This window comes from Serratia sp. CY38905 (assembly GCF_052168875.1).
Classification (GTDB): domain Bacteria; phylum Pseudomonadota; class Gammaproteobacteria; order Enterobacterales; family Enterobacteriaceae; genus Serratia; species Serratia sarumanii.
Genome location: NZ_JBJNLV010000001.1, coordinates 800,334 through 823,539, shown reverse-complemented (window position 1 = coordinate 823,539; position 23,206 = coordinate 800,334). Strand labels below are relative to the sequence as shown.

General features: G+C 64.2%; 25 protein-coding genes and 1 pseudogene. 13 read left to right on the top strand and 13 right to left on the bottom strand.

Translation table 11 applies throughout. From position 1 onward, the window contains the following. The first annotated feature begins 2 nt into the window (after positions 1-2). From uca to urtE, 7 genes are read left to right on the top strand one after another with little or no spacing between them, the layout of a single operon-like run. The gene (gene uca, locus ACJ8MK_RS04135; protein WP_442517523.1) at positions 3-3,623 is read left to right on the top strand and encodes an urea carboxylase; all 3,621 of its coding nucleotides are present in this window, start codon (positions 3-5) and stop codon (positions 3,621-3,623) included. Positions 3,624-3,637: 14 nt separating this feature from the next. Beyond that, on the top strand, positions 3,638-4,348 hold the full coding sequence (locus ACJ8MK_RS04130; RefSeq protein WP_033646979.1) for a GntR family transcriptional regulator: 711 nt from the start codon (positions 3,638-3,640) through the stop codon (positions 4,346-4,348). Between the two features lie 35 nt (positions 4,349-4,383). Then, entirely contained in the window at positions 4,384-5,652 is a 1,269-nt protein-coding gene (gene urtA / locus ACJ8MK_RS04125; RefSeq protein WP_342098096.1) for an urea ABC transporter substrate-binding protein, read from the top strand. Positions 5,653-5,708: 56 nt separating this feature from the next. Then, entirely contained in the window at positions 5,709-7,289 is a 1,581-nt protein-coding gene (gene urtB / locus ACJ8MK_RS04120) for an urea ABC transporter permease subunit UrtB (RefSeq protein WP_047568689.1), read from the top strand. Beyond that, positions 7,289-8,365: an urea ABC transporter permease subunit UrtC gene (gene urtC / locus ACJ8MK_RS04115; RefSeq protein ID WP_049195078.1), complete on the top strand. Its 1,077-nt coding sequence runs from the start codon at positions 7,289-7,291 to the stop codon at positions 8,363-8,365. The genes urtB and urtC overlap by 1 nt, the downstream gene beginning before the upstream one ends. Next, positions 8,362-9,168: an urea ABC transporter ATP-binding protein UrtD gene (gene urtD, locus ACJ8MK_RS04110; protein ID WP_442517522.1), complete on the top strand. Its 807-nt coding sequence runs from the start codon at positions 8,362-8,364 to the stop codon at positions 9,166-9,168. Before urtC ends, urtD begins: the two co-directional genes overlap by 4 nt. A gap of 12 nt (positions 9,169-9,180) precedes the next feature. Then, a complete protein-coding gene (urtE, locus tag ACJ8MK_RS04105; protein ID WP_060420005.1) occupies positions 9,181-9,879 on the top strand; it encodes an urea ABC transporter ATP-binding subunit UrtE in 699 nt (232 codons plus the stop codon). 7 nt (positions 9,880-9,886) lie between these two features. Here the strand turns inward: urtE and ACJ8MK_RS04100 are convergent, their stop codons facing one another. The 3 genes from ACJ8MK_RS04100 to ACJ8MK_RS04090 are packed head-to-tail and all read right to left on the bottom strand — an operon-like array spanning position 9,887 to position 10,433. Then, a complete protein-coding gene (locus ACJ8MK_RS04100; RefSeq protein WP_229601694.1) occupies positions 9,887-10,018 on the bottom strand; it encodes a type II toxin-antitoxin system RelE/ParE family toxin in 132 nt (43 codons plus the stop codon). Then, positions 9,976-10,185, bottom strand: a complete 210-nt coding sequence (locus ACJ8MK_RS04095) for a hypothetical protein (protein WP_229601695.1) — start codon at positions 10,183-10,185, stop codon at positions 9,976-9,978. Before ACJ8MK_RS04095 ends, ACJ8MK_RS04100 begins: the two co-directional genes overlap by 43 nt. Next, positions 10,170-10,433: a type II toxin-antitoxin system ParD family antitoxin gene (locus ACJ8MK_RS04090; protein ID WP_049195072.1), complete on the bottom strand. Its 264-nt coding sequence runs from the start codon at positions 10,431-10,433 to the stop codon at positions 10,170-10,172. Before ACJ8MK_RS04090 ends, ACJ8MK_RS04095 begins: the two co-directional genes overlap by 16 nt. A 135-nt stretch (positions 10,434-10,568) precedes the next feature. On the opposite strand from ACJ8MK_RS04090, the gene ACJ8MK_RS04085 reads away from it, so the two are divergent. After that, positions 10,569-11,081 (top strand): DUF2165 family protein, encoded by a 513-nt coding sequence (locus tag ACJ8MK_RS04085; protein ID WP_060421367.1) that lies wholly within the window; start codon positions 10,569-10,571, stop codon positions 11,079-11,081. 22 nt (positions 11,082-11,103) lie between these two features. Here the strand turns inward: ACJ8MK_RS04085 and ACJ8MK_RS04080 are convergent, their stop codons facing one another. From ACJ8MK_RS04080 to ACJ8MK_RS04060, 5 genes and pseudogenes are all read right to left on the bottom strand, one after another. After that, positions 11,104-11,616, bottom strand: coding sequence for a GNAT family N-acetyltransferase (locus tag ACJ8MK_RS04080; RefSeq protein WP_043146939.1), 513 nt, complete (start codon positions 11,614-11,616; stop codon positions 11,104-11,106). A gap of 24 nt (positions 11,617-11,640) precedes the next feature. Beyond that, on the bottom strand, positions 11,641-11,946 hold the full coding sequence (locus ACJ8MK_RS04075; protein ID WP_033637605.1) for a type II toxin-antitoxin system RelE/ParE family toxin: 306 nt from the start codon (positions 11,944-11,946) through the stop codon (positions 11,641-11,643). Between the two features lies 1 nt (position 11,947). Next, complete coding sequence (locus ACJ8MK_RS04070) at positions 11,948-12,208, bottom strand: type II toxin-antitoxin system Phd/YefM family antitoxin (protein WP_060428990.1); 261 nt, start codon at positions 12,206-12,208, stop codon at positions 11,948-11,950. A 68-nt stretch (positions 12,209-12,276) separates the two neighbouring features. Beyond that, positions 12,277-13,512 (bottom strand): FAD-dependent oxidoreductase, encoded by a 1,236-nt coding sequence (locus ACJ8MK_RS04065; RefSeq protein WP_442517521.1) that lies wholly within the window; start codon positions 13,510-13,512, stop codon positions 12,277-12,279. A gap of 76 nt (positions 13,513-13,588) precedes the next feature. Further along, positions 13,589-13,729: pseudogene (locus tag ACJ8MK_RS04060) on the bottom strand (DUF4865 family protein); the annotation flags it as partial. A gap of 124 nt (positions 13,730-13,853) precedes the next feature. Between ACJ8MK_RS04060 and ACJ8MK_RS04055 the strand changes: the two are divergent. Then, the gene (locus tag ACJ8MK_RS04055) at positions 13,854-14,723 is read left to right on the top strand and encodes a LysR substrate-binding domain-containing protein (RefSeq protein ID WP_442517520.1); all 870 of its coding nucleotides are present in this window, start codon (positions 13,854-13,856) and stop codon (positions 14,721-14,723) included. Here ACJ8MK_RS04055 and sseA read toward each other — a convergent pair. After that, positions 14,720-15,565: a 3-mercaptopyruvate sulfurtransferase gene (gene sseA / locus ACJ8MK_RS04050; RefSeq protein WP_442517519.1), complete on the bottom strand. Its 846-nt coding sequence runs from the start codon at positions 15,563-15,565 to the stop codon at positions 14,720-14,722. The genes ACJ8MK_RS04055 and sseA overlap by 4 nt on opposite strands. A 101-nt stretch (positions 15,566-15,666) precedes the next feature. Here sseA and ACJ8MK_RS04045 point away from each other — a divergent pair, with 101 nt between their 5' ends. Continuing rightward, positions 15,667-16,089 carry an NUDIX hydrolase gene (locus ACJ8MK_RS04045; RefSeq protein ID WP_033646950.1) on the top strand — a complete coding sequence of 141 codons (423 nt, stop codon included), beginning with the start codon at positions 15,667-15,669 and terminating at the stop codon, positions 16,087-16,089. On the opposite strand, the gene ACJ8MK_RS04040 is transcribed toward ACJ8MK_RS04045, so the two are convergent. Continuing rightward, positions 16,077-17,516 carry an aminotransferase-like domain-containing protein gene (locus ACJ8MK_RS04040; protein ID WP_103798808.1) on the bottom strand — a complete coding sequence of 480 codons (1,440 nt, stop codon included), beginning with the start codon at positions 17,514-17,516 and terminating at the stop codon, positions 16,077-16,079. The two genes, ACJ8MK_RS04045 and ACJ8MK_RS04040, sit on opposite strands and share 13 nt — an antisense overlap. A 180-nt stretch (positions 17,517-17,696) precedes the next feature. On the opposite strand from ACJ8MK_RS04040, the gene ACJ8MK_RS04035 reads away from it, so the two are divergent. From ACJ8MK_RS04035 to ACJ8MK_RS04025, 3 genes are all read left to right on the top strand, one after another. After that, on the top strand, positions 17,697-17,879 hold the full coding sequence (locus tag ACJ8MK_RS04035; protein ID WP_033637613.1) for a DUF1127 domain-containing protein: 183 nt from the start codon (positions 17,697-17,699) through the stop codon (positions 17,877-17,879). Between the two features lie 9 nt (positions 17,880-17,888). Then, complete coding sequence (locus tag ACJ8MK_RS04030; RefSeq protein WP_033646945.1) at positions 17,889-18,512, top strand: glutathione S-transferase family protein; 624 nt, start codon at positions 17,889-17,891, stop codon at positions 18,510-18,512. A 228-nt stretch (positions 18,513-18,740) separates the two neighbouring features. Next, on the top strand, positions 18,741-19,871 hold the full coding sequence (locus ACJ8MK_RS04025) for a Gfo/Idh/MocA family protein (RefSeq protein ID WP_060421385.1): 1,131 nt from the start codon (positions 18,741-18,743) through the stop codon (positions 19,869-19,871). 102 nt (positions 19,872-19,973) lie between these two features. On the opposite strand, the gene ACJ8MK_RS04020 is transcribed toward ACJ8MK_RS04025, so the two are convergent. The 3 genes from ACJ8MK_RS04020 to ACJ8MK_RS04010 are packed head-to-tail and all read right to left on the bottom strand — an operon-like array spanning position 19,974 to position 23,105. Beyond that, on the bottom strand, positions 19,974-21,845 hold the full coding sequence (locus tag ACJ8MK_RS04020; RefSeq protein WP_442517518.1) for an amidohydrolase: 1,872 nt from the start codon (positions 21,843-21,845) through the stop codon (positions 19,974-19,976). A gap of 21 nt (positions 21,846-21,866) precedes the next feature. Continuing rightward, positions 21,867-22,412, bottom strand: a complete 546-nt coding sequence (locus tag ACJ8MK_RS04015; protein ID WP_442517517.1) for an antibiotic biosynthesis monooxygenase — start codon at positions 22,410-22,412, stop codon at positions 21,867-21,869. A gap of 48 nt (positions 22,413-22,460) precedes the next feature. Beyond that, on the bottom strand, positions 22,461-23,105 hold the full coding sequence (locus tag ACJ8MK_RS04010; RefSeq protein ID WP_033637618.1) for a hydrolase: 645 nt from the start codon (positions 23,103-23,105) through the stop codon (positions 22,461-22,463). Positions 23,106-23,206: the final 101 nt, after the last annotated feature.

Here is a 23,206-nt window from a genome sequence, read left to right as displayed (position 1 = left end):
ACATGTTTACTACCGTACTGATCGCTAACCGCGGCGAAATAGCCTGCCGCGCCATTCGCACCCTGAAACGCCTGGGCGTCACCAGCGTGGCGGTTTATTCCGACGCCGACCGCAATGCGCCGCACGTCACCGAAGCCGACAGGGCGGTGGCGCTCGGCGGCGACAAGGCCGCCGACAGCTACCTGAGCATCGACAAGATCCTTGCGGCGGCGGCAGCCACCGGCGCGCAGGCAATCTACCCCGGCTACGGCTTTTTGTCCGAGAGCGCCGAGTTTGCCGACGCCTGCGAGGCGGCGGGCATCGCCTTTATCGGCCCGACGGCGGCGCAGATGCGCGAGTTCGGTCTCAAGCACCGGGCGCGCGAGCTGGCGGCGTTGGCCGGGGTGCCGATGACGCCGGGCACCGGCTTGCTGGAGAGCGTGGAGCAGGCGGTTGCCGCCGCCGCGCGCATCGGCTACCCGGTGATGCTGAAAAGCACCGCCGGCGGCGGCGGCATCGGCCTGACGCGCTGTGACGACGAGGCGGCGCTGCGCGAGGCGTACGACAGCGTCAAACGGCTGGGAGAGCAGTTCTTCCGCGACGCCGGCGCGTTTATCGAACGCTTCGTCGATCGGGCGCGTCACGTCGAGGTGCAGATTTTCGGCGACGGCCAGGGGCGGGTGGCGGCGCTCGGCGAGCGCGACTGCTCGCTGCAGCGCCGCAACCAAAAAGTGGTGGAGGAAACCCCGGCGCCACACCTGCCGGCGGCGACCCGCCAGGCGCTGCATCGGGCGGCGGTGGCGCTGGGCGAATCGGTGAATTACCGCAGCACCGGCACCGTGGAATTTATTTACGACGCCGCGCGCGACGAGTTTTACTTCCTCGAAGTGAACACCCGCTTACAGGTCGAGCACCCGGTCACCGAGATGGTCACCGGCCTGGATCTGATCGAATGCATGCTGCAGGTGGCGGCGGGCGATGCGCTGGATTGGGCGGCGTTGCAACGCGCGCCGCAGGGCGCGGCGATCGAAGTGCGTCTCTACGCCGAAGATCCGCTGAAAAACTTCCAGCCCAGCCCCGGCGTGCTGACCGAGGTGCATTTCCCCGCCGACGTGCGCCTCGACGGTTGGGTGGCGACCGGCAGCGAAGTCTCGGCGTTTTACGACCCGATGATCGCCAAGCTGATCGTACACGGCGCTGACCGCGCGCAGGCGCTGGAAAAACTGCGCGTGGCGCTGGCGGCGACCCGTTTGCACGGCATCGCCACCAACCTCGATTATCTGCGGCAGGTGATCGCCACGCCGCAATTTCAGCGCGGCGACGTTTGGACGCGCCTGCTGGACGATTTGCATTACCAGCCGCACTGCCTCGAAGTGCTGCAACCCGGCACCTACAGCAGCGTGCAGGACTATCCCGGCCGCCTCGGCTATTGGGACATCGGCGTGCCGCCGTCCGGCCCGATGGACGACTTCGCGTTCCGGCTGGCCAACCGCATCGTCGGCAACCACCCGGCGGCCGCCGGGCTGGAGTTCACCCTGCAGGGGCCGACGCTGCGCTTTCACTGCGACGCCACCATCGCGCTGACGGGTGCCAGCTGCCCGGCCGATCTGGACGGCGAAGCGGTCGCCTACTGGCGGCCGATCGCGGTGCGGGCCGGGCAGGTGCTGACGCTGGGGCGCGCCACGCACGGTTGCCGCACCTATCTGGCGGTACGCAACGGCTTCGACGTGCCGGTGTATCTCGGCAGCCGTTCCACCTTCGCGCTCGGCCAGTTCGGCGGCCACGCCGGGCGCACCTTGCGCGTGGCGGACATGCTGGCGATCGCTCAACCGGAATTGGCCGCCAGCACCACGCCGGCGCCGATCGCCGCGCCGCAGGCGATGGACGACAGCCTGATCCCGCACTACGGCGACCAGTGGCACATCGGCGTGCTGTACGGGCCGCACGGCGCGCCGGACTTTTTCACCGCCGAATCGATAGACGCCTTCTTCGCCACCGACTGGCAGGTGCATTACAACTCCAATCGCCTCGGCGTGCGCCTGGCGGGGCCGAAGCCCGAGTGGGCGAGAGAAGACGGCGGCGAAGCCGGTTTGCATCCTTCCAACGTGCACGACTGCGAGTACGCCATCGGCGCGATCAATTTCACCGGCGACTTCCCGGTGATCCTGACCCGCGACGGGCCGAGCCTTGGCGGCTTCGTCTGCCCGGTGACCATCGCCAAGGCCGAGCTGTGGAAAGTGGGGCAGGTGAAGCCGGGCGACCGCATCCGGTTCCATCCGATCGGTTTTCGCCAGGCGCAGTCGCTGGAACAGGCGCAGCTCGGCAGCATCGAAGCGCTGGCGGCGGTGAAGGCCATCGCCCTGCCGCCGCCGGATCTGGCCCCGGCGGATACCGTTTCCGCCGCGGTGCTGGCGGCGCTGCCGGCGGCGGAAGGGCGCCCGGCGGTGGCGTATCGCCAGGCGGGAGACGGCTACATCCTGATGGAGTACGGCGACAACGTGCTCGATCTGGCGCTGCGGCTGCGCATTCATCTGCTGATGCAGTCGCTGCGCCAGGAGGCGATACCGGGCGTGGCGGAGCTGGCGCCGGGCGTGCGTTCGCTGCAGATCCGCTACGACAGCCGGCTGATAAGCCAGGCCGATCTGCTGCAGCGCCTGCTGGCGCGCGAACGGGCGCTGGGGGACGTCAGCCGCCTGAAGGTGCCGACGCGCACCGTCTGGCTGCCGATGGCGTTCGAGGATTCGGCCACGCTGGGGGCGGTCGATCGCTATCAGCAGACGGTGCGCGCCTCGGCGCCCTGGCTGCCGAACAACGTCGATTTCATTCAGCGCATCAACGGCCTGAGCCGACGCGAGCAGGTGCGCGACATCCTGTTCGACGCCAGCTACCTGATCCTCGGATTGGGAGACGTTTACCTCGGCGCACCCTGCGCGGTGCCGCTCGATCCGCGCCATCGCCTGCTGAGCTCCAAATACAACCCGGCGCGCACCCACACCGCCGAAGGGACGGTCGGCATCGGCGGCATGTACATGTGCATTTACGGCATGGATTCGCCGGGTGGTTACCAGCTGGTGGGGCGCACGCTGCCGATCTGGAACAAATTCCTCAAAAACCCGCAGTTCACCGCCGGTGAACCCTGGCTGCTGCGCTTCTTCGATCAGGTGCGCTTCTACCCGGTCAGCGAGCAAGAACTGGACGAGCAGCGCGAAGCGTTCCGCGAAGGGCGCATGCAGGTGCGCATCGAAGAGAGCGAATTCGACTTCGCCGCCTACACCGATTTCCTGGCCGACAACGCCGAGGCGATCGCCGACTTCCAGCATCGCCAGCAGCAGGCGTTCAGCGCCGAAGTGGCGCGCTGGCGCAGCGATGACGACGAGGCCGAGGCGCAGCTGTTGCCGCCGGAGGAAGAAGACGCGATCGACGGCGATCTGGTCAGCGCCGATCTGAACGGCAGCGTGTGGAAGATCCTGGTGGAGCCGGGGCAGGCGGTGGCGGCCGGGCAGCCGCTGATCGTGGTCGAGGCGATGAAGATGGAATTGGCGGTCACCGCGCCGCGCGCCGGGATCGTCAAACGCATCAGCTGTCGGCAGGGGCGGCCGGTCGGGCCGGGCGACGCCCTGCTGTGGCTGGAAAAAGCGATCTGAACGGAGGGGCGAGGATGCAAATCACCAACGGAGAGCACAAGGCGCGGCCGGAGGGGCTGGCGGAGCGCATTTATCTGCAGCTCAAGGCCGACATCTTCGAGTTTCGCCTGCTGCCGGGCGATCGCTTCAGCGAAAGCGACGTGGCGCAGCGCATGGCGGCCAGCCGCACGCCGGTGCGTCAGGCGCTGTTTCGACTCGAGCGCGAAGGCTATGTCGAGGTGCTGTTTCGCAGCGGTTGGCAGGTGCGGCCGTTCGATTTCGCCTACTTCGAAGAGCTGTACGACCTGCGCATCGTGCTGGAACAAGAGGCGGTGAAACGGCTGTGCGAATGGCCGGCCGGGGAAACGCCGGCCGCGCTGGCGGCGCTGAACCGTTTTTGGACCGAAGCGCCGCGTCTGGCGGACGGCCAGGTGGTGTCGCAGCACGACGAGCAGTTTCATCAGGCGTTGGTGGCCGCGGCGGGCAACGGCGAAATGGCGCGCATCCACCGCGAGCTGACCGAAAAGATCCGCATCATTCGCCGACTGGATTTCACCCAGCAGGCGCGGGTGGACGCCACCTACCGCGAACACGCCGCCATTTTGCAGGCGATCCTGCAGCGGCAAAGCGGGGTGGCGCAAGCGCTGCTCGGCGAGCATATCGCCGTCAGCAAGGCAGAGGTACGAAAAATAACGCTGCACATGTTGCACCAGGCGCGGGCCCAGCAGCCGGCGCGCTCGGCGTAACGATTTTGATTTCACACACATCAGGAGTTTGAACTATGCAACGTCGTCGTTTTATCAAAGCTTTTGCGCTGTCCGCCGCCGCTGTCGGCCTGGGTCTGGCCTGGAGCGTGCAGGCCGCCGACACCATCAAGGTCGGCATTCTGAGTTCGCTCTCCGGCACCATGGCGATTTCCGAAACGCCGCTGAAGGATGTGGCGCTGATGACCATCGACGAGATCAACGCCAAAGGCGGGGTGCTCGGCAAAAAGCTGGAGCCGGTGGTGGTGGATCCGGCCTCCAACTGGCCGCTGTTCGCCGAAAAGGCGCGCCAGCTGCTGAGCCAGGACAAGGTGGCGGCGGTGTTCGGCTGCTGGACTTCGGTGTCGCGCAAGTCGGTGCTGCCGGTGTTTGAGGAGCTGAACGGGCTGCTGTTCTACCCGGTGCAATACGAGGGCGAAGAGATGTCGCCGAACGTGTTCTATACCGGCGCGGCGCCGAACCAGCAGGCGATCCCGGCGGTGGAATACCTGCTGAGCGAGGACGGCGGCGGCGCCAAGCGCTTCTTCCTGCTGGGCACCGATTACGTCTATCCGCGCACCACCAACAAGATCCTGCGCGCCTTCCTGCACAGCAAAGGCGTACAGGACAAGGATATCGAAGAGGTCTACACGCCGTTCGGCTACAGCGATTACCAGACCATCGTCGCCAACATCAAAAAATTCGCCGCCGGCGGCAATACGGCGGTGATCTCCACCATCAACGGCGACTCCAACGTGCCGTTCTACAAAGAACTGGCCAACCAGGGCGTCAAGGCCACCGACGTGCCGGTGATCGCCTTCTCGGTCGGCGAGGAAGAGCTGCGCGGCATCGACACCAAGCCGCTGGTGGGCAACCTGGCGGCCTGGAACTACTTCGAATCGCTGGATAACCCGACCAACAAGCGGTTTGTCAGCCAGTGGAAAGCCTACGCCAAGGCGCACAACCTGCCGAATTACGCCACCGCGGTGACCAACGATCCGATGGAGGCCACCTACGTCGGCCTCCACATGTGGGCGCAGGCGGTGGAAAAGGCCGGCACCACCGACGTCGATAAGGTGCGCGCGGCGATGGCCGGGCAAACCTTCGCCGCGCCGTCGGGCTTCACGCTGACCATGGACCAGACCAATCACCACCTGCACAAGCCGGTGATGATCGGCGAGATCGAGGGCAACGGCCAGTTCAACGTGGTGTGGCAGACCGAGGCACCGGTGCGCGCGCAGCCGTGGAGCCCGTATATCGCCGGCAACGACAAAAAACCGGATTACCCGGTGAAGGGCGGCAAGTAACGTCACTCAGCGCCGGCGCGGCCCAGCGCCCGCCGGCCCAACAGAAGAGGCAGCTGATGCAATCTCCGTTTTTATCCTCTCTGCGCGTCGGGCTGTGGCTGCTGTGCGCCTGGCCCCTGCTGGCGCAGGCCGGGCCGGCCGATGAGTTTGCGGCGGCCAACCGTGCGCAGCAGGCCAAGTTGCTGCAGGCCTGGGCGGCCGAGCCGGATGCCGCGCGCCTGCCGCTGCTGCAGGGGCTGCAGCAGGAAACCGTGGCGATCGACGGGGCGAAGCGCGCCTTTATCCGCCAGGGCGATCGCTATCTGCCGCTCGAGGGCGAGGCGGCCCCGGTTGGCGAACCGAAGAAGGTGTGGCTGAACAACCGGCTGCGCATTCTGATCGCCAACGCGTTGTCGGCGCAGCGGCTGGTCAGCGCGGACGCGGCGGTGCGGCTGCAGGCGGCGACCGCGCTGCAGCGCGAAGCGCAGGGCGAGCAGTTGCCGCTGTTGACCCGGCGGTTGGCGCAGGAGAAAGACCCGCAGGTACGCGACGCGCTGAGCATTGCGCTGGCGAACCTGCAATTGACCGACGCCAGCCCGCAGGTGCGTTTCAATGCGGTGCGGCTGCTGGGGGAATCGGGCGAGCCGGAAACCCGCGCGCGGCTGCAGGCGTTGACCGACGCCGCTCACGAGCCGGACGCCGCGGTGCGCGCCGAGGCGCAACGCAGCCTGCAGCGGGTGCAGCATCGCCTGATGATCGGCGATCTGCTCGGCCAGGCGTTCAGCGGCCTGTCGCTCGGCTCGATCCTGCTGCTGGCGGCGCTCGGGCTGGCGATCACCTACGGCCTGCTCGGCGTCATCAATATGGCGCACGGCGAAATGCTGATGCTCGGTGCCTATTCCGCTTACCTGGTGCAGGGGCTGTTTCAGCAGTTTGCGCCGCACTGGCTGGCGCTCTACCCGCTGGCGGCGCTGCCGGTGGCGTTCGCCATCACCGCCGGGATCGGCATGCTGCTGGAGCGCACGGTGATCCGCCACCTGTACGGCCGGCCGCTGGAAACCCTGCTGGCCACCTGGGGCATCAGCCTGGTGCTGATCCAGCTGGTGCGGGTGCTGTTCGGGGCGCAGAACGTCGAGGTCGCCAACCCGGCGTGGCTGTCGGGCGGCGTGCAGCTGCTGCCGAACCTGGTGCTGCCGTGGAACCGCATCGCGGTGATCGCGTTCGTGCTGTTGGTGCTGGCGCTGACCTGGCTGCTGCTGAACAAGACCCGGCTCGGCATGAACGTGCGCGCGGTGACGCAAAACCGCGCGATGGCGGCCTGCTGCGGCGTGCCCACCGGGCGGGTGGACATGCTGGCCTTCGGGTTGGGATCCGGCATCGCCGGGCTCGGCGGGGTGGCGCTGTCGCAGTTGGGCAACGTCGGGCCGGAGCTGGGGCAAGGTTACATCATCGATTCGTTCCTGGTGGTGGTGCTCGGCGGCGTCGGCCAGCTGGCGGGGACGGTGGCGGCGGCCTTCGGCCTCGGCATCGTCAACAAGATCCTCGAGCCGCAGATCGGCGCCGTGTTGGGCAAGATCCTGATCCTGGTACTGATCGTTCTGTTTATTCAAAAGCGTCCGCAGGGGCTGTTCGCCCTCAAGGGCAGGGTGATTGACTGATGAGCCAACCATTGACCGTAACCGGCGTGCAGAAAGCGCCCCGGCTGGCGTTGAGCATCGGCGCGCTGGCGTTGCTGGTGCTGCTGGTGATGCCGTTCTTGACGCTGTTGCCGGCGGATCATCCGCTGGCGGTGTCCACCTATACCCTGACGCTGGCGGGCAAGATCCTGTGCTACGCGGTGGTGGCGGTGGCGCTCGATCTGGTGTGGGGCTATGCCGGGCTGCTGTCGCTCGGCCACGGGCTGTTCTTCGCGCTCGGCGGCTACGCCATGGGCATGTACCTGATGCGGCAGGCGGCGGGCGACGGGCTGCCGGCGTTTATGGCGTTCCTCTCCTGGAATGAGCTGCCGTGGTTCTGGAGCGGCACCCAGCATTTCGCCTGGGCGCTGTGCCTGATCGTGCTGGTGCCGGGCCTGCTGGCTTTCCTGTTCGGCTACTTCGCCTTCCGCTCAAAAATCAAAGGGGTGTATTTCTCGATCATGACCCAGGCGCTGACCTATGCCGGCATGCTGCTGTTCTTTCGCAACGAGACCGGCTTCGGCGGCAATAACGGCTTTACCGGTTTTACCACGCTGCTCAGCTTTCCCATCACCGCCCCCGGCACGCGGGTGGCGCTGTTTCTGGCGACGGTGCTGCTGCTGGCCGCCAGCCTGGCCATCGGCTTTGCGCTGGCGCGCAGCAAGTTCGGCCGGGTGCTGACCGCGGTGCGCGATGCGGAAAACCGGCTGACCTTCTGCGGCTACGACCCGAAGGGCTTCAAGCTGTTCGTCTGGACGCTGTCGGCGGTGCTGTGCGGGCTGGCCGGCGCGCTCTATGTGCCGCAGGTCGGCATCATCAACCCCGGCGAAATGTCGCCGACCAACTCGATCGAGGCCGCCATCTGGGTGGCGCTCGGCGGGCGCGGCACGCTGGTGGGGCCGCTGCTCGGCGCCGGCATCGTCAACGGCGCCAAGAGCTGGTTCACCATGGCCATTCCCGAATACTGGCAGTTCTTCCTCGGCCTGATGTTTATCGTCGTCACGCTGTTTCTGCCCAAAGGGGTGATCGGCCTGCTGCGCCGGAGGAAAACCTCATGAAAGCGATGCAAGTGACCGACGAGCTGTTTACCCACCCGCTGCCGGCGGATAAATACCGGCAGCAAACCGATCCGGTGCTGCAGCTCGACAACGTCAACGTCAGCTTCGACGGTTTTCGCGCGCTGACCGATCTGTCGCTGCACATTGGCGTCGGCGAACTGCGCTGCGTGATCGGCCCCAACGGCGCCGGCAAGACCACGCTGATGGATGTGATCACTGGCAAGACCCGGCCGGACAGCGGCAAGGTGTTTTACGATCAGACCGTCGATCTGACCCGGCTGGCGCCGATGCAGATCGCCCACGCCGGCATCGGCCGCAAGTTTCAAAAACCGACGGTGTTCGAGGCGCTGACGGTGTTCGAAAATCTGGAGATCGCGCAGAAAACCCGCAAGTCGGTGTGGGCCTGCCTGCGCGCCCGCCTGAGCAGCGAACAGCGCGACCGCATCGACGAGATGCTGAAGACCCTGCGGCTGGGGCATGAACGCCACCGGCCCGCCGGGCTGCTGTCCCACGGGCAAAAACAGTTTCTCGAGATCGGCATGCTGCTGGTGCAGGAGCCGCACCTGCTGCTGCTCGACGAGCCGGCGGCCGGCATGACTGACGCCGAAACCGACTACACCGCCGAACTGTTCCGCGAGCTGGCGGGCAAGCATTCGCTGATGGTGGTGGAGCACGATATGGGGTTTGTGGAAACCATCGCCGATCGCGTGACGGTGCTGCACCAGGGGCAGGTGCTGGCGGAAGGATCGCTGGCGCAGGTGCAGGCCGACGAACGGGTGATTGAGGTATATCTGGGGCGCTGAGGAGGCGTAATCATGCTGCAGGTAGAAGAATTGAATCAATATTACGGCGGCAGCCACATTCTGCGCGGCCTGTCGTTCGAGGCGCGCATTGGCGAGGTGACCTGCCTGCTGGGGCGCAACGGCGTGGGCAAGACCACGCTGCTGAAATGCCTGATGGGGCTGGTCCCGGCGCGCAGCGGCAGCGTCCGTTGGCAGGGCGAAACCATCACCGGTAAAAAGCCGCATCAGCGGGTGCGGGCGGGCATCGCCTATGTGCCGCAGGGGCGGGAGATTTTCCCGCGCCTGACGGTCGAGGAAAATTTGCTGATGGGGCTGGCGCGCTTTTCCGGCGCCGCCGCGCGCACGGTGCCGGATCCGATCTATGAACTGTTTCCGGTGCTGCGGCAAATGAAGGATCGGCGCGGCGGCGATCTCTCCGGCGGGCAGCAGCAGCAGCTGGCGATCGGCCGGGCGCTGGCCTGCCGGCCGCAGCTGCTGATCCTCGACGAGCCGACGGAAGGGATCCAGCCTTCGGTGATCAAGGAGATCGGCGCGGTGATCAAACAGCTGGCGACGCGCGGCGATATGGCGATCCTGCTGGTGGAACAGTTCTATGACTTTGCCGCCGACCTGGCGGACAGCTATCTGGTGATGTCGCGCGGCAGCATCGTGCAGCGCGGCGCCGGCAGCAATATGGAACAGGACGGCGTACGCGGGCTGGTGGCGATTTGACGTTGGATCAGCTGAAAAAGGATCGGCTGAGCGGATCTCGGGAATGATGCAGCACTCTGATGATATTCACCTCCCGCCTGTGCTGACGAAAATAAATCAGGTGGTTGGCGACGGGCAATACCCATAGGCCGGGGCCGATTGCATCGATGTTTCTGCCGAGTTGGTGGTGGCTAAGGTTATCGAAAGCCTGTGCAGGTGGCGCAGATAATCTTCGGCCACCTGTAAGCCAAAGTGCGCCAATCCGTAAAAATAGATCTCTTCCATATCGTCCAAGGCTTTTGGGCGGACGGTTACTTTCCTGCGCATCCTTTTGCTTTGCTCCGTATTCTTTCCATAAACACATCACGATCCCATTCGACGGCTTCGCCGCTGTTCTCTCCTTCGGCAATCAGGCGCCTAAGCTCTTCCAGTTTTGAGGCGGCGGTACGTTCGCGCAAAGTGCGCACGGATTCGCGGATGACTTCGCTGGGCGTGCGGTAATCGCCGCTGGCCACCAGGTCTTCGACGAAGCTACGCAGTTCGTCACCCAGATCTACCGTTAATGTTCTGCCCATTATTCCTCCTCACTTTCGGCTATGCTGCGTCATTGTAAGATTAGTTCTTACATTGTGCACGTCAAACTCTCAGGATCTCGACTGCGGCACCGCCATGATGGTGGAAGCCGCAAGTTTATTAATTAAGGATAACCCATGAACGAAATCACTGTGTCACGCCTCGGCTGCATCGTACTGTCCCTGTTTCCGGCCCTGTGGGGGCTGTTCAGCCTGTTGAACAATACGGCGGATTTCGCCGGCACCGCGCGCAACGCGGTGGGTCCGCTGCTCGCCATGCAGGATACCTATCAGACGCCGGGGCTGATGTGGCGCGCGATCGGCGCCGACTGGGCCTGCATGTTGGGGTTGGCTGTCATCACCACGCTGGAAACGCTGGCCGGCCTATTCGCGGCCACAGGCGTGGTGCTGATGATCGGGCGATTTAAAGGCCCTTACGCCGCCTTCGCCAAGGGCAAAATCTGGGCGATGCTGGGGGCGCTTTGCGCGATCGCGGTGTGGGGCGTCGGCTTTATGGTGGTCGCCGGCGACTGGTTTATGGCCTGGCAGGCCAAGCAGGATCCGCTGGCGGTGCAGCTGGGGGCACTGATCTACCTGGCGCCCAATGCGTTTGCCTTGCTGTTCCTGATGCTGCAGCGGGAGCCGCGCTAAACGAAGGCGGAGCGGGGCGCGGTTACAGCGCCTTGCTCATATACCAGATGCCTATCGAGCCCTGGGCGCTGGTGTAGCAGGTCTCGCCACAAATGCTCAATCCCTGGCGCTGATAAAAGCGTTGGGCGCCGGTGTTGCGTTGCAGCACCTCCAGCCACAGCGTCTTCTGCCGGCGCTCGATGGCCCGCTGCTGCACCTGTTCGAACAGGCGCTGGCCATAGCCGTTGCCGGCATGGCCCGGCAGGAAATAGATTTTCTGCAGCTCTGCGCCGCGGGTTTGCGTTGGCGCCAGCAAGCTGTCGACGTTGAGCCGCGCATAGCCGACCAGGGCGTCATCCTCATAGGCCAACAGCCAGCACACGTCGGGATCGCGCAGCGTCCGTTCCAGCGCGGAGACGGCAAAATCCTCGGCCAGAAAGGCCTCCAGCTCGTGCGGGTAGCGCCACAGCTCACCGAAGTGCGCGCGATAGGTGCGGATGCCGATATCGCGCACCTGAGTTAAATCTTCCAGCAATGCCTGACGGACGGTGAACATCAGTGCCCCTTTGAGTAAGAAAAGTTACAGCCGTTGTTCCAGATGCCGGTGGGGTACCATCGCCTGATGCAAAATGGCAAGAACGGTGATGCCGGCAGGGCGGCTGCGGTAGTAGATCCTATGGCTGGCGTAAGGAAAACTGCGTATCTCTTCGCCCAGATCGTGAAAGTGGGCTTTACCCGCTTCCGGCATGTCCGCCAGATGATGCATGATCTCTCTCAACTGCTCAAGATAGCGGCGAGATTGCGTTTGGCCCCAGTGCTCGACGGTGAAATGGCGAATAGCCAGCAGATCTTGTTGGGCTTGCGGGGTGAGGCGAAACGCGGGCATATCAGTCGGTTTCATCGGTGAGCAGACGGTTGAAGAAGGCATCGCCGTCTACCGCCTTACCGGCGTCTTCCTCGGCGGTAGCCTGCGCGATTTTTTGCTGCAGCGCGCGTAGTTTGAGATCTTCCAGCGCCTGGTAGTTTTCTACCGACATGACGACGGCGACCGGTTTGCCGTTGCGATTGATTTGCACCGGTTCGCGCTGCGCCTTGAGCAGCAAATCGCCGAATTGGGTTTTGGCCTCGTTCGCGCTGAGTGCGTACATTTAATCGCTCCAGTTAATTAAATCGTTCGATTTAACCATTATACGGTGCGATGAAAAAAGCACCAATGTTATTCCGGCGGGCAGGTTTCGTTGGACAGATGCCGCGGCGTTTCGCGGCGAAAACCCAGGCCGATGATGCGGCCGAACAGGCGCGGCAGCCAGCGGCTGTTGCCGACGCGGGCGATCAGGCGCGATCCGCCCGCCGCGCGGCGTTCGCCCGGCTTGCGCTGGCTCATTTTGATCTGCAAAAACTGGATGGCCCGGGTGGGGAATTCGCGCCGGCGCTGCACGCTCAGCAAATGCTTCAGCTGCAGCCGATGCTGGCGCAGCGGCGGGATCAGGGCGTTGGCGGCGGCCACCGCGTCCTGAATCGCCAGGTTGACGCCCACGCCGCCGATCGGCGACATGGCGTGCGCGGCGTCACCGATGCACAGCACCCCCGGTTTGGCCCAGCGATCCAGACGATCGATGCGGATGCTCAGCAGCTTCACCTGATCCCACTCGACGATCTCCTGCAGGCGATCGTCCTGGAATGGCGCCACCTCGGCGAGGTGCAGCAAAAATTTCTCCAGGCCGCTGCGGCGGATCGCGTCGAAGCTGCCTTTATCGATCGAGTAGCCGCACTGCCAGTAGTCGCCGCGATCGATCATGATGAAGTTCTGCTTCGGCCCGGTATGGCCCATCGACCAGGCCGGATCGCCCGGCTGCTTGCTGAGCTTCATCCACAATACGTCGCGCGGGGTGCCGAAGGAGCGGCTGCTGAGCGCCGCCTGCTCGCGTACCACCGAGTTGCGGCCGTCGGTGCCGATCACCAGCTGGCTGCGCACGCGGATCGGGCCTTCCGGCGTGTCGGCCAGCACGCCGCATACCTGGCCGCGGTCGTAGAGCAGCTTATGAACCTGCGTCGAGGTGAGCAGCCTGAAATGGGGGAATGCGGCGGCCTGCTGTGCCAAAAAGTTGAGGAACTCCCACTGCGGCATAAAGGCGATAAATTTGCAGCGCGTCGGCAGGCGGGTGAAATCCGCCAGCTTGATGTCGCGCCCGGCGACTTCGGCGTGCAGGGATTCCGCACGCTGGTGTGGCAGCGTCAGCAGTTCGTCGAGCAGGCCCAGCTGGTGCATGACTTCCAGCGTCGACGGGTGAATGGTGTCACCGCGAAAATCGCGCAGGAAGTCGGCGTGCTTCTCCAGCACCGTCACGTCGATCCCCGCCCGCGCCAGCAGATAACCGAGCATCAGCCCGGCGGGGCCGCCCCCCACGATGCAGCAGGTGGTGGCGTACGGTGTGATCGGTGATGACGGCATGGCGGTTGACCCCGGAGAGCGGCCCGCATCCCGCGAGCCGCAAGTGAATGTTTAGTGTTGATAATGATTATCAATATCAAGTTTGGCTGTCAACCCGCGGCGCAGTGTGGTCAAAGGGGGCGGACAAATGGCCGACGCGGAACAGCTGGCCGTTTTGCGGCTGTGCCTGCGGCGGTTCACGCCATAAATCCAGCCGCACTAACCGCCACTTGGCGGGCTGCGTGTATCGCGAGCATAAGGATTCTCCGCAAAGACGTTGACCGGGAGAGCGTGACACGCCATCTTTATCAGTAAAATCGGTATTATTTTTATCGATGGTTCAGAAAATCAGGATGGTCAGCATGAGGCGAATAACGTTCGATCTCGAGGATTTGCGCAGCTTCGTCACCGGCGTCGAGCTGGGCAGCTTCGCCAAGGCGGCTGGACGGCTGGGGCGTTCGACGTCGGCGGTCAGCGCTCACCTGAAAAAGCTGGAACAGCAGGTCGGCGCGCCGATCCTGCGCAAGGCCGGGCGCGGCATGGTGATGACCGAGGCGGGGGAAACGCTGCTCGGTTACGCGCGCCGCCTGCTGGAGCTCAATGACGAAGCCGCCGCCGCGGTGCGCGGGTTGGATTTGCAGGGCACGGTGCGGCTGGGGCTGCAGGAGGATTTCGGCGAGACGTTTCTGCCGCAGGTGTTGGGCAGCTTCGCGCGCGCCAATCCGAAGGTGCGCATCGAGGCGCGCATCGCGCGCAATGCCGAGCTGATCGACTGGGTGTTGAAAGGCCAACTGGATCTGTCGCTGGCGTGGGATGGCGGTTTGAGCACGCCGTTTCATCTGGCGCTGGGGCAGCGGCAGCTGCACTGGATCGCCTCGCCCGGCTTCGCGCTGGCGCCCTGGCGAGAAGGGGATGAGCCGTTGCCGTTGGTGATGTTCGACGCGCCTTGCCTGATGCGCAGCGCGGCGACGCAGGCGCTGGATCGTGCCGGCATACCCTGGCGCATCGCCTTTACCAGCCGCAGCCTGAACGGCGTGTGGGCGGCGGTGAGCGCTGGATTGGGCGTCACGGTGCGCACGGCGGCGGGTTTGCCGCCCGGCCTGGCGCCGCTGGCCCCCGATATGCTGCCCGCTCTCGGCCAGCTCGGCGTGGTGCTGCACCGCGCCGAGGATCAGCCTTCGGCCGCCGTGCAGCGGCTGGCGCAGATCGTGGTCGAGCGGATCGAAACTTAATCTTGGGCGATCGGCTGCTTGCCGCTCAGCTGGCCCCATTCGCTCCAGGCGCCGTCATACAGCTTGACCTGCGGCGCGCCGAGCGACAGCAGGCCGAACGCCAGCACCGCCGCCGTCACGCCGGAGCCGCAGCTGGTGATGATCGGGCCGTTGATATCCACCCCCTTGTCGTTGAAGGTTTGGCGCAGCGCCTCCAGCGATTTGAAGCGGCCGTTTTCCAGCAGCTCGCCGTACGGAATGTTGATGCTGCCGGGAATATGGCCGCGGTGCAGGCCGGGGCGCGGCTCCGGCGCTTCGGCATAAAAGCGCGGCGCGGCGCGCGCGTCGAGAATTTGCACCGGCGTGCCTAACGCCTGCTCCACTTGCCGCATATCCACCACCGCGTCGGCGTTGAACCGGGCGTTGAACGTCTGCGGGGCAGGCTGCGCCGGGCCGGTTGCCAGCGCCTGGCCCTGCGCGATCCAGCCGTTCAGCCCTTCGTCCAGCACGTAAACGCGCTCGGCGCCGAAATTGCGGAAAGTCCACCAGCCGCGCGGCGCGGAGAACTGGTTGCCCTCGTCGTAAATCACCAGGGTATCGCGTTCGCTGATGCCCAATTGGCCCGCCGACGCGGCGAATTCCGCCGCCGTCGGCAGCATATGCGGCAGCGCGGTGCTTTTGTCCGCCACCTCGTCGATATCGAAATAGACCGCGCCGGGGATATGGCCGCGTTCGAACTCGGCAAGCATATCTTTCTTCGGCGTCAGCCCCACCGGCGACATCCGGACGTCGATCACCACCAGATTTTCATCGTTGATATGTTGCGCAAGCCATTGAGGGGTCACCAGAAACGGAGAATTCATCGTATTGTTCGCCTGTTGTGAAACGGATTTTCACTATACACCAGGCCGCGCCGGGATGGAGTATGATGTTCAGGCAACGGTATGGGCGGGAGACGGAAAACATGACGGATCGGGCGTTTGGCGGGGCCAAGATCGCGCTGCTGTGCGACGGCCGCCTGCTGGTTTACCAACGGGACGACAAGCCGGGCATTCCGTGGCCCGGGATGTGGGATCTGCCCGGCGGCGGGCGGGAAAACGGCGAGACGCCGCTGCAGTGCGTGCTGCGGGAAACGCAGGAAGAGTTTGGGGTGTTGCTCGCCGAACGCCAGGTTGTCTGGCAGCGGCGTTACGACGGTATTCAGCCCGGCTACCCGCCGACCTGGTTTATGGCCGGGGTGATCACCCCGGCGCAGATCGCCGCCATTCGCTTTGGCGATGAAGGGCAGCGCTGGCGAATGATGCCGGTAGAGCAGTTTATTCATCACCCGCAGGGCATCGGTCATCTGCGCCGCCGGGTGGCGGAGTATTGGCTTCAGTCCGCCTGAGGTTGCAGCACGCCGCTCGGCATCAGTGCCTGGATGGTGGCGCCGACCCGCTGCACCGCCTGTTCGATCTCCGCCGTCAGCTTCGGCGCATAGTTGATGCGCAGGCAGTTGCGGTATTTGCCGGCGGCGGAAAAGATGCTGCCGACGGCGATCTGCACGCCCTGCTGCTCGAGATGGCGGTTCAGCCGCAGGGTGTCGAACGCCTCGTCCAGTTCGATCCACAGCATAAAGCCGCCGCGCGGCCGGCTGACGCGGGTGCCGGCCGGGAAGTGTTTCAGGATAAGGTCGGTCATGCGATCGCGGTTCTGCTGGTAGCGGGCGCGCATGCGCCGCAGGTGCTGCAGATAGTACCCGCCGCGGATGAATTCGGCGATCGCCAGCTGCGGCTGGGTGGCGGTGGCGCCGGAGCCGATGAACTTCATGTGCAGCACCCGTTCCAGGTAGCGGCCGGGCGCGATCCAGCCCACCCGCAGCCCCGGCGCCAGCGTTTTGGAAAACGAGCTGCACAGCAGCACGCGGCCGTCTTCGTCGAACGACTTGATGGTGCGCGGCCGCGGGTAGTGATAGGCGATGTCGCCGTAGACGTCGTCCTCGATGATCGCCGCGTCGTGGCGCTGCGCCAGCGTCAGCAACCGCTGTTTGTGGGCGTCGGGCATGATGTAGCCCAGCGGATTGTTGCAGTTGGGCGTCAGCAGAATCGCTTTGATCGGCCACTGTTCCAGCGCCATCTCCAGCGCCGCCAGGCTGACGCCGGTGAGCGGATCGGTGGGGATTTCCAGCGCCTTGATGCCCAGGCCCTTCAGCGTCTGCATGGTGCCGTGGAAGCAGGGCGAATCGACCGCCACGATGTCGCCGGGTTGGCAAACGGCGCGCAGCCCGGCGGAGATCGCTTCCTGGCAGCCGGTGGTGATCAGCAACTGATCGGGGCCGATTTGGCAGCCGGAATCCAGCAGCAGGCGGGCGACCTGCTCGCGCAGCGCGGCCACGCCCTGAATGCTGTCGTAATACAGGCTGCGCAGATCGCCGTGGCGGGCGGCGTTGCGCAGGGCGACGATCAGCGGTTTCATCGTCGGCTCGGCGATATCCGGCATGCCGCGCCCCAGCTGGATCAGGCCCTCGCGCGGCCGGCTGCGCACCAGCTCCAGCACCTGCTCCCATTGCGAAATGTCCACCGGCCGCTGCACCGGCGCCGTCATGGCGGGCAGCTCGGCCTGCGCGCGCCGCGTATGCACGAAGTAGCCCGACTTCGGCCGCGCCTCCACCAGGCGCTGTTCCTCGAGCAGCCGGTAGGCTTGCTGCACCGTGCTGATGCTGACGCCGTGCTCCTGGCTCAGCGCGCGCACCGAAGGCAGGCGATGGCCGGCGGGATACAGCCCTTGCTGAATGCGTTGGCTGAGAATGGCGGCCAGAGTGGCGTAGCGTGTCATACAGAGGCCTCTTATCGGGATGCAGGATTAAAAAACCGGTACAGATGCTTTCAAAGTAAACCATTCAGCGGTTTTTTTGGCGCAGCTGTATGAAAAAAATAGCGCCAGCGTGAATCTGTATTGTTTTTCTCCCGGCGAGCATGATGACTGCAACGCAAAAACAGCAGGGAGAATAACAACATGGCACTGTTTGATGGCATGACGACGTGGCGACGGGTAGGCTGGTCACGCTGGCGTTGGTATTTGTTGCGCCGCAGTACGCGCAGAGAGTTACTGCTGCTGAACGACAGGCAACTGGCGGATATCGGCCTGACGCGGGCGGATGCGCGGCGCGAAGGCGATAAACCGTTCTGGAGAGGGTAAGGAAAGCGAATGCTGAAATTATTGGGCAAAGCCTCATCGATCAACGTGCGCAAGGTATTGTGGACCTGCCAGGAGCTGGGGTTGCCGCTGGCGCGGGAGGACTGGGGCAGCGGCTTTCGCTCCACGCAGGAGCCGGCGTTTCTGGCGCTGAATCCCAACGGCCTGGTGCCGGTGCTGATCGACGGCGAGCGGGTGCTGTGGGAGTCGAACACCATCTGCCGCTACCTGGCCGGACGGGAAGGGCGCCGCGATCTGCTGCCGCAGGAACCCGGCGCGCGCGCGGCGGTGGAGATGTGGATGGACTGGCAGGCCACCGATCTGAACGGCGCCTGGCGCTATGTGTTCATGTCGCGGGTGCGCGGGCATGCGGATTATCAGGATGCCGCCAGCCTGGCCGCCGCCGAGCGTGAGTGGAATCGGCTGATGGGGCTGCTGGACAAGCATTTGGCGCAGCACGGCCCTTATGCCGCCGGCGCGGCCTTCACGCTGGCGGACGTGGTGCTGGGGCTGTCGCTGAATCGCTGGCTGATGACGCCGTTCGAGCGGCCGAATTATGCGGCGCTGGCGGCCTATCAGCAGCGCCTGCTGCAACGCCCTGGCTACGTGCAGCATGGCGCCAACGGTTTACCTTGATATGAAATAAACGGTTCATTTTATCTCGTCCGGATACGGCAAGCCGTATCCGGGCTTTCCCCGTTGCATCATCCCGTCAATGTTTCATGAACGGCATCACGAATGTGAACTTTATTTTCCTTTTTTCTTGTTGTTGAAATTTAAATTCCATATAAACCTGTTATCAGCCAGCGCGTTTCATTGAGCTGCGCCTGGTTCTACACAGGATTTCGATCACGGGAGAAAATGATGAAACAGGTACGCGTTGGGTTAATCGGCACCGGTTATATCGGGCGTTGTCATGCCATCGCCTATGCGCAGGCCGCCACGGTCTTTCCTCTGAAAGGGGAGCTGGTGCTGGAGATGCTGGCGGAAGTGACGCCCGAGCTGGCGGCGCAGCGCGCAACCGAGTTCGGCTTTGCGCGCTCGACCGGCGATTGGCGGCAGCTGGTGGCCGATCCGGCGATCGACGTGGTGGACATCTGCGCGCCCAACTTCTTGCACAAAGAGATGGCGCTGGAAGCGATCCGCCACGGCAAGCACGTGTATTCGGAAAAGCCGCTGGCGCTGGACGCCGCCGACGCGGCGGAGATGGTGCAGGCCGCCCGCGCCAAGGGCGTGAAAACGCTGGTCGGTTTCAACTACATGAAGAACCCGACCAGCCAGCTGGCGCGCGAGATCATCGCCAACGGCGAAATCGGCGAAGTGGTGCATTTTTACGGCACCCACAATGAGGATTATCTGGCCGATCCGCGCACGCCGCTCGACTGGCACTGCCGCCGCGCCAGCGCCGGGCTGGGCGCGCTGGGGGATCTGGCGGCGCACATCGTCAATATGGCGCACTACCTGGTGGGCGACATCGTGGCGGTCTGTGGCGATATGCAAACCGTGATCAAACAGCGCCCGGACCCGCAAGACCCGGCGCGCCTGCTGCCGGTGGAAAACGAAGATCAGGCCGGCGCGCTGCTGCGCTTCGCCGGCGGGGCGATGGGCACTCTTGAAACCTCGCGCATCGCCTGCGGGCGCAAGATGGGGCTGACCTATGTGGTCACCGGCACCAAGGGCACGCTGAGCTATACCCAGGAACGGATGGCGGAGCTGAAGCTGTATCGGCACGATGAGCCGGCGGAGCGGCAAGGGTTCAAAACGCTGTTGGTAGGGCCGAAGCACCCGGACTACGCGGCGTTCTGCATCAGCGCCGGGCACGGCATCGGCTTTAACGATCAGAAGACGGTGGAGATCCGCGATCTGGTCAACGGCATCGCCGCGGGCGATCGCATGTGGCCGGACTTTGAAGAAGGCTGGAAGGTGTCTTGCGTGCTGGATGCGATAGCCGCCTCTGCCGAGCAGCGGCGCTGGCTGGAGATCAACCGCGATTGAAAATGAAATGGCGCTCTCCCGTGGGCAGCGCCATTAATTTGTTGTGTTGATAGCTTAATATCTTATTAAGCTAGTTGCATAATAAGTTGCTTGCCTGGCAACTTAGAACGAGAAGCATGAACAGCCGAACGCGCCCCAGAAGGCGTTTTCATCCGACACCGGGATGCTGGAGCGGCGCGCGATGTCATGCTGGTGCGCGTGTACGCCGCACGGGCCGCAGCATTGGTGCGCCTGGCTCAGCACGCCGACTTTGGCCGCCGCCGACGGCGGCGCGGAGCGGTAGTGGCCCGGCACCTGGGTGACCGGCGACCACTCCGGCAGCACCGGCAGCGGCGGCGGCGCCAGCGGCGAGAAGCTGCCGGCGGCGTAGACCACCCTGCCATCCACCACCGTCATTACCGACTCAATGCCTTTGATCTGCTCTTCCGGCACGCTGAAATAGTCCTGCGACAGCACCGCCACATCCGCCAGTTGGCCGACCTTGATCTGGCCTTTCTTGCCTTGCTCGGTGGAGAACCAGGCGCTGCCTTGCGTCCACAGCATCAGCGCCGTTTCGCGATCCAGCCGGGCGCTGTCGTCGTACATCGCCATGCCGCCGACGGTGCGGCCGGAGACCAGCCAGTACAGCGCTGTCCACGGGTTGTAGCTGGCGACGCGGGTGGCGTCGGTGCCCAGCCCGACCGGCAGCTCGGCCGCCAGCATTTTCGCCACCGGCGGCGTATGTTTGGTGGCTTCGATGCCGTAGCGCTCGGCGAAATATTCGCCCTGGAATGCCATGCGGTGCTGCACCGCAATACCGCCGCCCAATGCCTTGACCCGTTCGATATTGCGTTCGGTAATGGTTTCGGCGTGGTCGAACAGCCAGTGCAGCCCGTTGAACGGAATGTCGCGGTTCACCTTCTCGAACACGTCCAGCATGCGGCTGATGGATTCGTCATAGGTGGCGTGCAGGCGGAACGGCCAGCGGTGCTCGACCAGATGGCGCACCACCCGCTCCAGCTCGTCCTCGGTGCCCGGCGGCAGATCCGGGCGCGGCTGCAGGAAGTCTTCGAAGTCGGCGGCGGAGAACACCAGCATCTCGCCGGCGCCGTTGTGGCGATAAAAGTCGGTGCCCTGGCCCGGCTTGAGCATGTCGGTCCACAGCTCGAAGTCTTCCAGCTCCTGCTTCGGCCGCTGGGTGAACAGGTTATAGGCAATGCGAATGGTCAGCTGCTTTTTCTCGTGCAGCTCGGCGATCACCTGATAATCCTCCGGGTAGTTCTGGAAACCGCCGCCGGCGTCGATGGCGCTGGTGAGGCCCAGACGGTTCAGCTCGCGCATAAACTGGCGAGTGGAGTTGACCTGCTGCTCCAGCGGCAGCTTCGGCCCTTTCGCCAGCGTAGCGTACAGGATCATGGCGTTGGGCTTGGCGATCAGCATGCCGGTCGGGTTGCCGTTGGCGTCGCGCTGGATTTCGCCGCCCGGCGGGTTCGGCGTGTCTTTGGTGTAGCCGACCACCTTCAGCGCCGCGCGGTTGAGCAGCGCGCGATCGTAGAGGTGCAGAATGAACACCGGCGTGTCCGGCGCCGCTTGGTTGATTTCGTCGAGCGTCGGCATGCGGCGCTCGGCGAACTGGAATTCGGTCCAGCCGCCGACCACCCGCACCCACTGCGGGTTCGGCGTGCGCAGTGCCTGTTCTTTCAACATGCGCAGCGCGTCGGCCAGCGAAGGCACGCCTTCCCAGCGCAGCTCCAGGTTATAGTTCAGGCCACCGCGGATCAGGTGCAGGTGCGAGTCGTTCAGGCCCGGAATGGCGGTGTGGCCGTGCAGATCGATCACCTGGGTTTCCGGCCCGGCGTGCTGCATGACTTCGCTTTCGCTGCCGACCGCCAGAAACTTGCCGTCGCGGATGGCGACCGCCTGCGCGGTGGGATTTTGGCGATCGACGGTGTGAAACTTGCCGTTGGTGATAATCAATGAAGCGTGGTGGTTCATAACATTCTCCCGGCGAACCGCCTAGCGGCGGGTCAGCCATTGATGAAAAACGCGGGTCACGATAGGCATCCACAGGTACACCACCAGGGCGACCACGGTGGCGTCATTGAGAAAATGGCCGAGCAGCGTGCCGTTCAGCTGCGGCAGCGTCAGCCCCCAAAACCAGGGCACCAGATTGGTGGAAGGGAAGATCACCAGCAGGGTGATGATGAACTGCTTCCACTGGGGCGGCTGGCGCACGCCGGGGCTGGGCGGGGTAAACCAGAACTCCGCGCCGGGGCGGATCTCGATATGGTCGCTCTCCAGCAACAGCGGGGTGACTTCTTCGATGTATTGCTTGCGCAGCGGCGAGTGGATCCAGCGGTACAGATTGTCGAGGTTGTCGAAGCGGACCAGCACCGTATAGGCCTGCTCGTCGCCGGAAGGGCGAATCACGTTGACGCCCAAATGGCCGGTGAAGCCCGCGGCGTCCGGGATGATGCGGTTCAGCCAGGCCTCATAGGCCTGCTCGTTCCCCGGCGCCAAACGGTGGGTGATCACCAGCGTGACATGCTGCGGATGGGCCATAAAACCGACTCCTGAAAATACCCCGGCGCGGAGCCGGGGCAAGGGGAATTATTTCAGCGTGCGGGCCGGTGCGTGGTGCACCATGGTGTAAGCGTAGTCGACGCCCATGCCGTACGCGCCGCTGTGCTCGCGCACCAGCGCCATCACCGCGTCGTAGGTGTCTTTGCGCGCCCAGTCGCGCTGGTACTCCAGCAGCACCTGCTGCCAGGTCACCGGCACGGCGCCGGCCTGCACCATGCGATCGATCGAACGCTCATGCGCATCGACGGAGGTGCCGCCGGAGGTGTCGGTCACCACATACACTTCATAGCCGGCTTCCAGCGCCATCAGCGCCGGGAAGGTCAGGCACACTTCGGTCCACAGCGCGGAGATCACCAGCTTTTTGCGGCCGGTGGCTTCCACGGCTTTAACGAAGGCCGCGTCTTCCCAGGAGTTCATCGAGGTGCGTTCAATCGGGGTGATTTCAGGGTGTACCGCCAGCAGTTCCGGCCAGATATAGCCGCTGAAGCTTTCGGTTTCTACCGAGGTGAAAAGGGTTGGCACGTTGAAAATCTTGCCCGCCTTCGCCAAACCAACAACGTTGTTTTTCAGTTGCTGACGATCAATATTAGCCACGCCGAAGGCCATTTGCGGTTGATGGTCGATAAAAATCAGTGCGGAGTTGTCTTTATCAAGCAGTTGAAACTTGGACATAATTTACCTTCCCAGTGATATTTCGGTTGAACATCTGATGAGTGTAACGCCGATAAAACGCATGGTAGGCAGAGGGCGATTTCAAAGATACCGCAGAATTT

What these genes read in the sequence shown, in the direction of transcription:
- ACJ8MK_RS04065 (WP_442517521.1), bottom strand. Translation starts at nt 13,512, where the DNA reads ATGCCGTCATCACCGATCACACCGTACGCCACCACCTGCTGCATCGTG.
- ACJ8MK_RS04070 (WP_060428990.1), bottom strand. Translation starts at nt 12,208, where the DNA reads ATGTACGCACTCAGCGCGAACGAGGCCAAAACCCAATTCGGCGATTTG.
- ACJ8MK_RS04075 (WP_033637605.1), bottom strand. Translation starts at nt 11,946, where the DNA reads ATGCCCGCGTTTCGCCTCACCCCGCAAGCCCAACAAGATCTGCTGGCT.
- urtB (WP_047568689.1), top strand. Translation starts at nt 5,709, where the DNA reads ATGCAATCTCCGTTTTTATCCTCTCTGCGCGTCGGGCTGTGGCTGCTG.
- urtE (WP_060420005.1), top strand. Translation starts at nt 9,181, where the DNA reads ATGCTGCAGGTAGAAGAATTGAATCAATATTACGGCGGCAGCCACATT.
- ACJ8MK_RS04030 (WP_033646945.1), top strand. Translation starts at nt 17,889, where the DNA reads ATGCTGAAATTATTGGGCAAAGCCTCATCGATCAACGTGCGCAAGGTA.
- ACJ8MK_RS04085 (WP_060421367.1), top strand. Translation starts at nt 10,569, where the DNA reads ATGAACGAAATCACTGTGTCACGCCTCGGCTGCATCGTACTGTCCCTG.
- sseA (WP_442517519.1), bottom strand. Translation starts at nt 15,565, where the DNA reads ATGAATTCTCCGTTTCTGGTGACCCCTCAATGGCTTGCGCAACATATC.
- uca (WP_442517523.1), top strand. Translation starts at nt 3, where the DNA reads ATGTTTACTACCGTACTGATCGCTAACCGCGGCGAAATAGCCTGCCGC.
- ACJ8MK_RS04055 (WP_442517520.1), top strand. Translation starts at nt 13,854, where the DNA reads ATGAGGCGAATAACGTTCGATCTCGAGGATTTGCGCAGCTTCGTCACC.
- ACJ8MK_RS04010 (WP_033637618.1), bottom strand. Translation starts at nt 23,105, where the DNA reads ATGTCCAAGTTTCAACTGCTTGATAAAGACAACTCCGCACTGATTTTT.
- urtD (WP_442517522.1), top strand. Translation starts at nt 8,362, where the DNA reads ATGAAAGCGATGCAAGTGACCGACGAGCTGTTTACCCACCCGCTGCCG.
- ACJ8MK_RS04015 (WP_442517517.1), bottom strand. Translation starts at nt 22,412, where the DNA reads ATGGCCCATCCGCAGCATGTCACGCTGGTGATCACCCACCGTTTGGCG.
- ACJ8MK_RS04035 (WP_033637613.1), top strand. Translation starts at nt 17,697, where the DNA reads ATGGCACTGTTTGATGGCATGACGACGTGGCGACGGGTAGGCTGGTCA.
- ACJ8MK_RS04020 (WP_442517518.1), bottom strand. Translation starts at nt 21,845, where the DNA reads ATGAACCACCACGCTTCATTGATTATCACCAACGGCAAGTTTCACACC.
- urtC (WP_049195078.1), top strand. Translation starts at nt 7,289, where the DNA reads ATGAGCCAACCATTGACCGTAACCGGCGTGCAGAAAGCGCCCCGGCTG.
- ACJ8MK_RS04080 (WP_043146939.1), bottom strand. Translation starts at nt 11,616, where the DNA reads ATGTTCACCGTCCGTCAGGCATTGCTGGAAGATTTAACTCAGGTGCGC.
- ACJ8MK_RS04045 (WP_033646950.1), top strand. Translation starts at nt 15,667, where the DNA reads ATGACGGATCGGGCGTTTGGCGGGGCCAAGATCGCGCTGCTGTGCGAC.
- ACJ8MK_RS04095 (WP_229601695.1), bottom strand. Translation starts at nt 10,185, where the DNA reads ATGCGCAGGAAAGTAACCGTCCGCCCAAAAGCCTTGGACGATATGGAA.
- ACJ8MK_RS04130 (WP_033646979.1), top strand. Translation starts at nt 3,638, where the DNA reads ATGCAAATCACCAACGGAGAGCACAAGGCGCGGCCGGAGGGGCTGGCG.
- ACJ8MK_RS04040 (WP_103798808.1), bottom strand. Translation starts at nt 17,516, where the DNA reads ATGACACGCTACGCCACTCTGGCCGCCATTCTCAGCCAACGCATTCAG.
- urtA (WP_342098096.1), top strand. Translation starts at nt 4,384, where the DNA reads ATGCAACGTCGTCGTTTTATCAAAGCTTTTGCGCTGTCCGCCGCCGCT.
- ACJ8MK_RS04025 (WP_060421385.1), top strand. Translation starts at nt 18,741, where the DNA reads ATGAAACAGGTACGCGTTGGGTTAATCGGCACCGGTTATATCGGGCGT.
- ACJ8MK_RS04090 (WP_049195072.1), bottom strand. Translation starts at nt 10,433, where the DNA reads ATGGGCAGAACATTAACGGTAGATCTGGGTGACGAACTGCGTAGCTTC.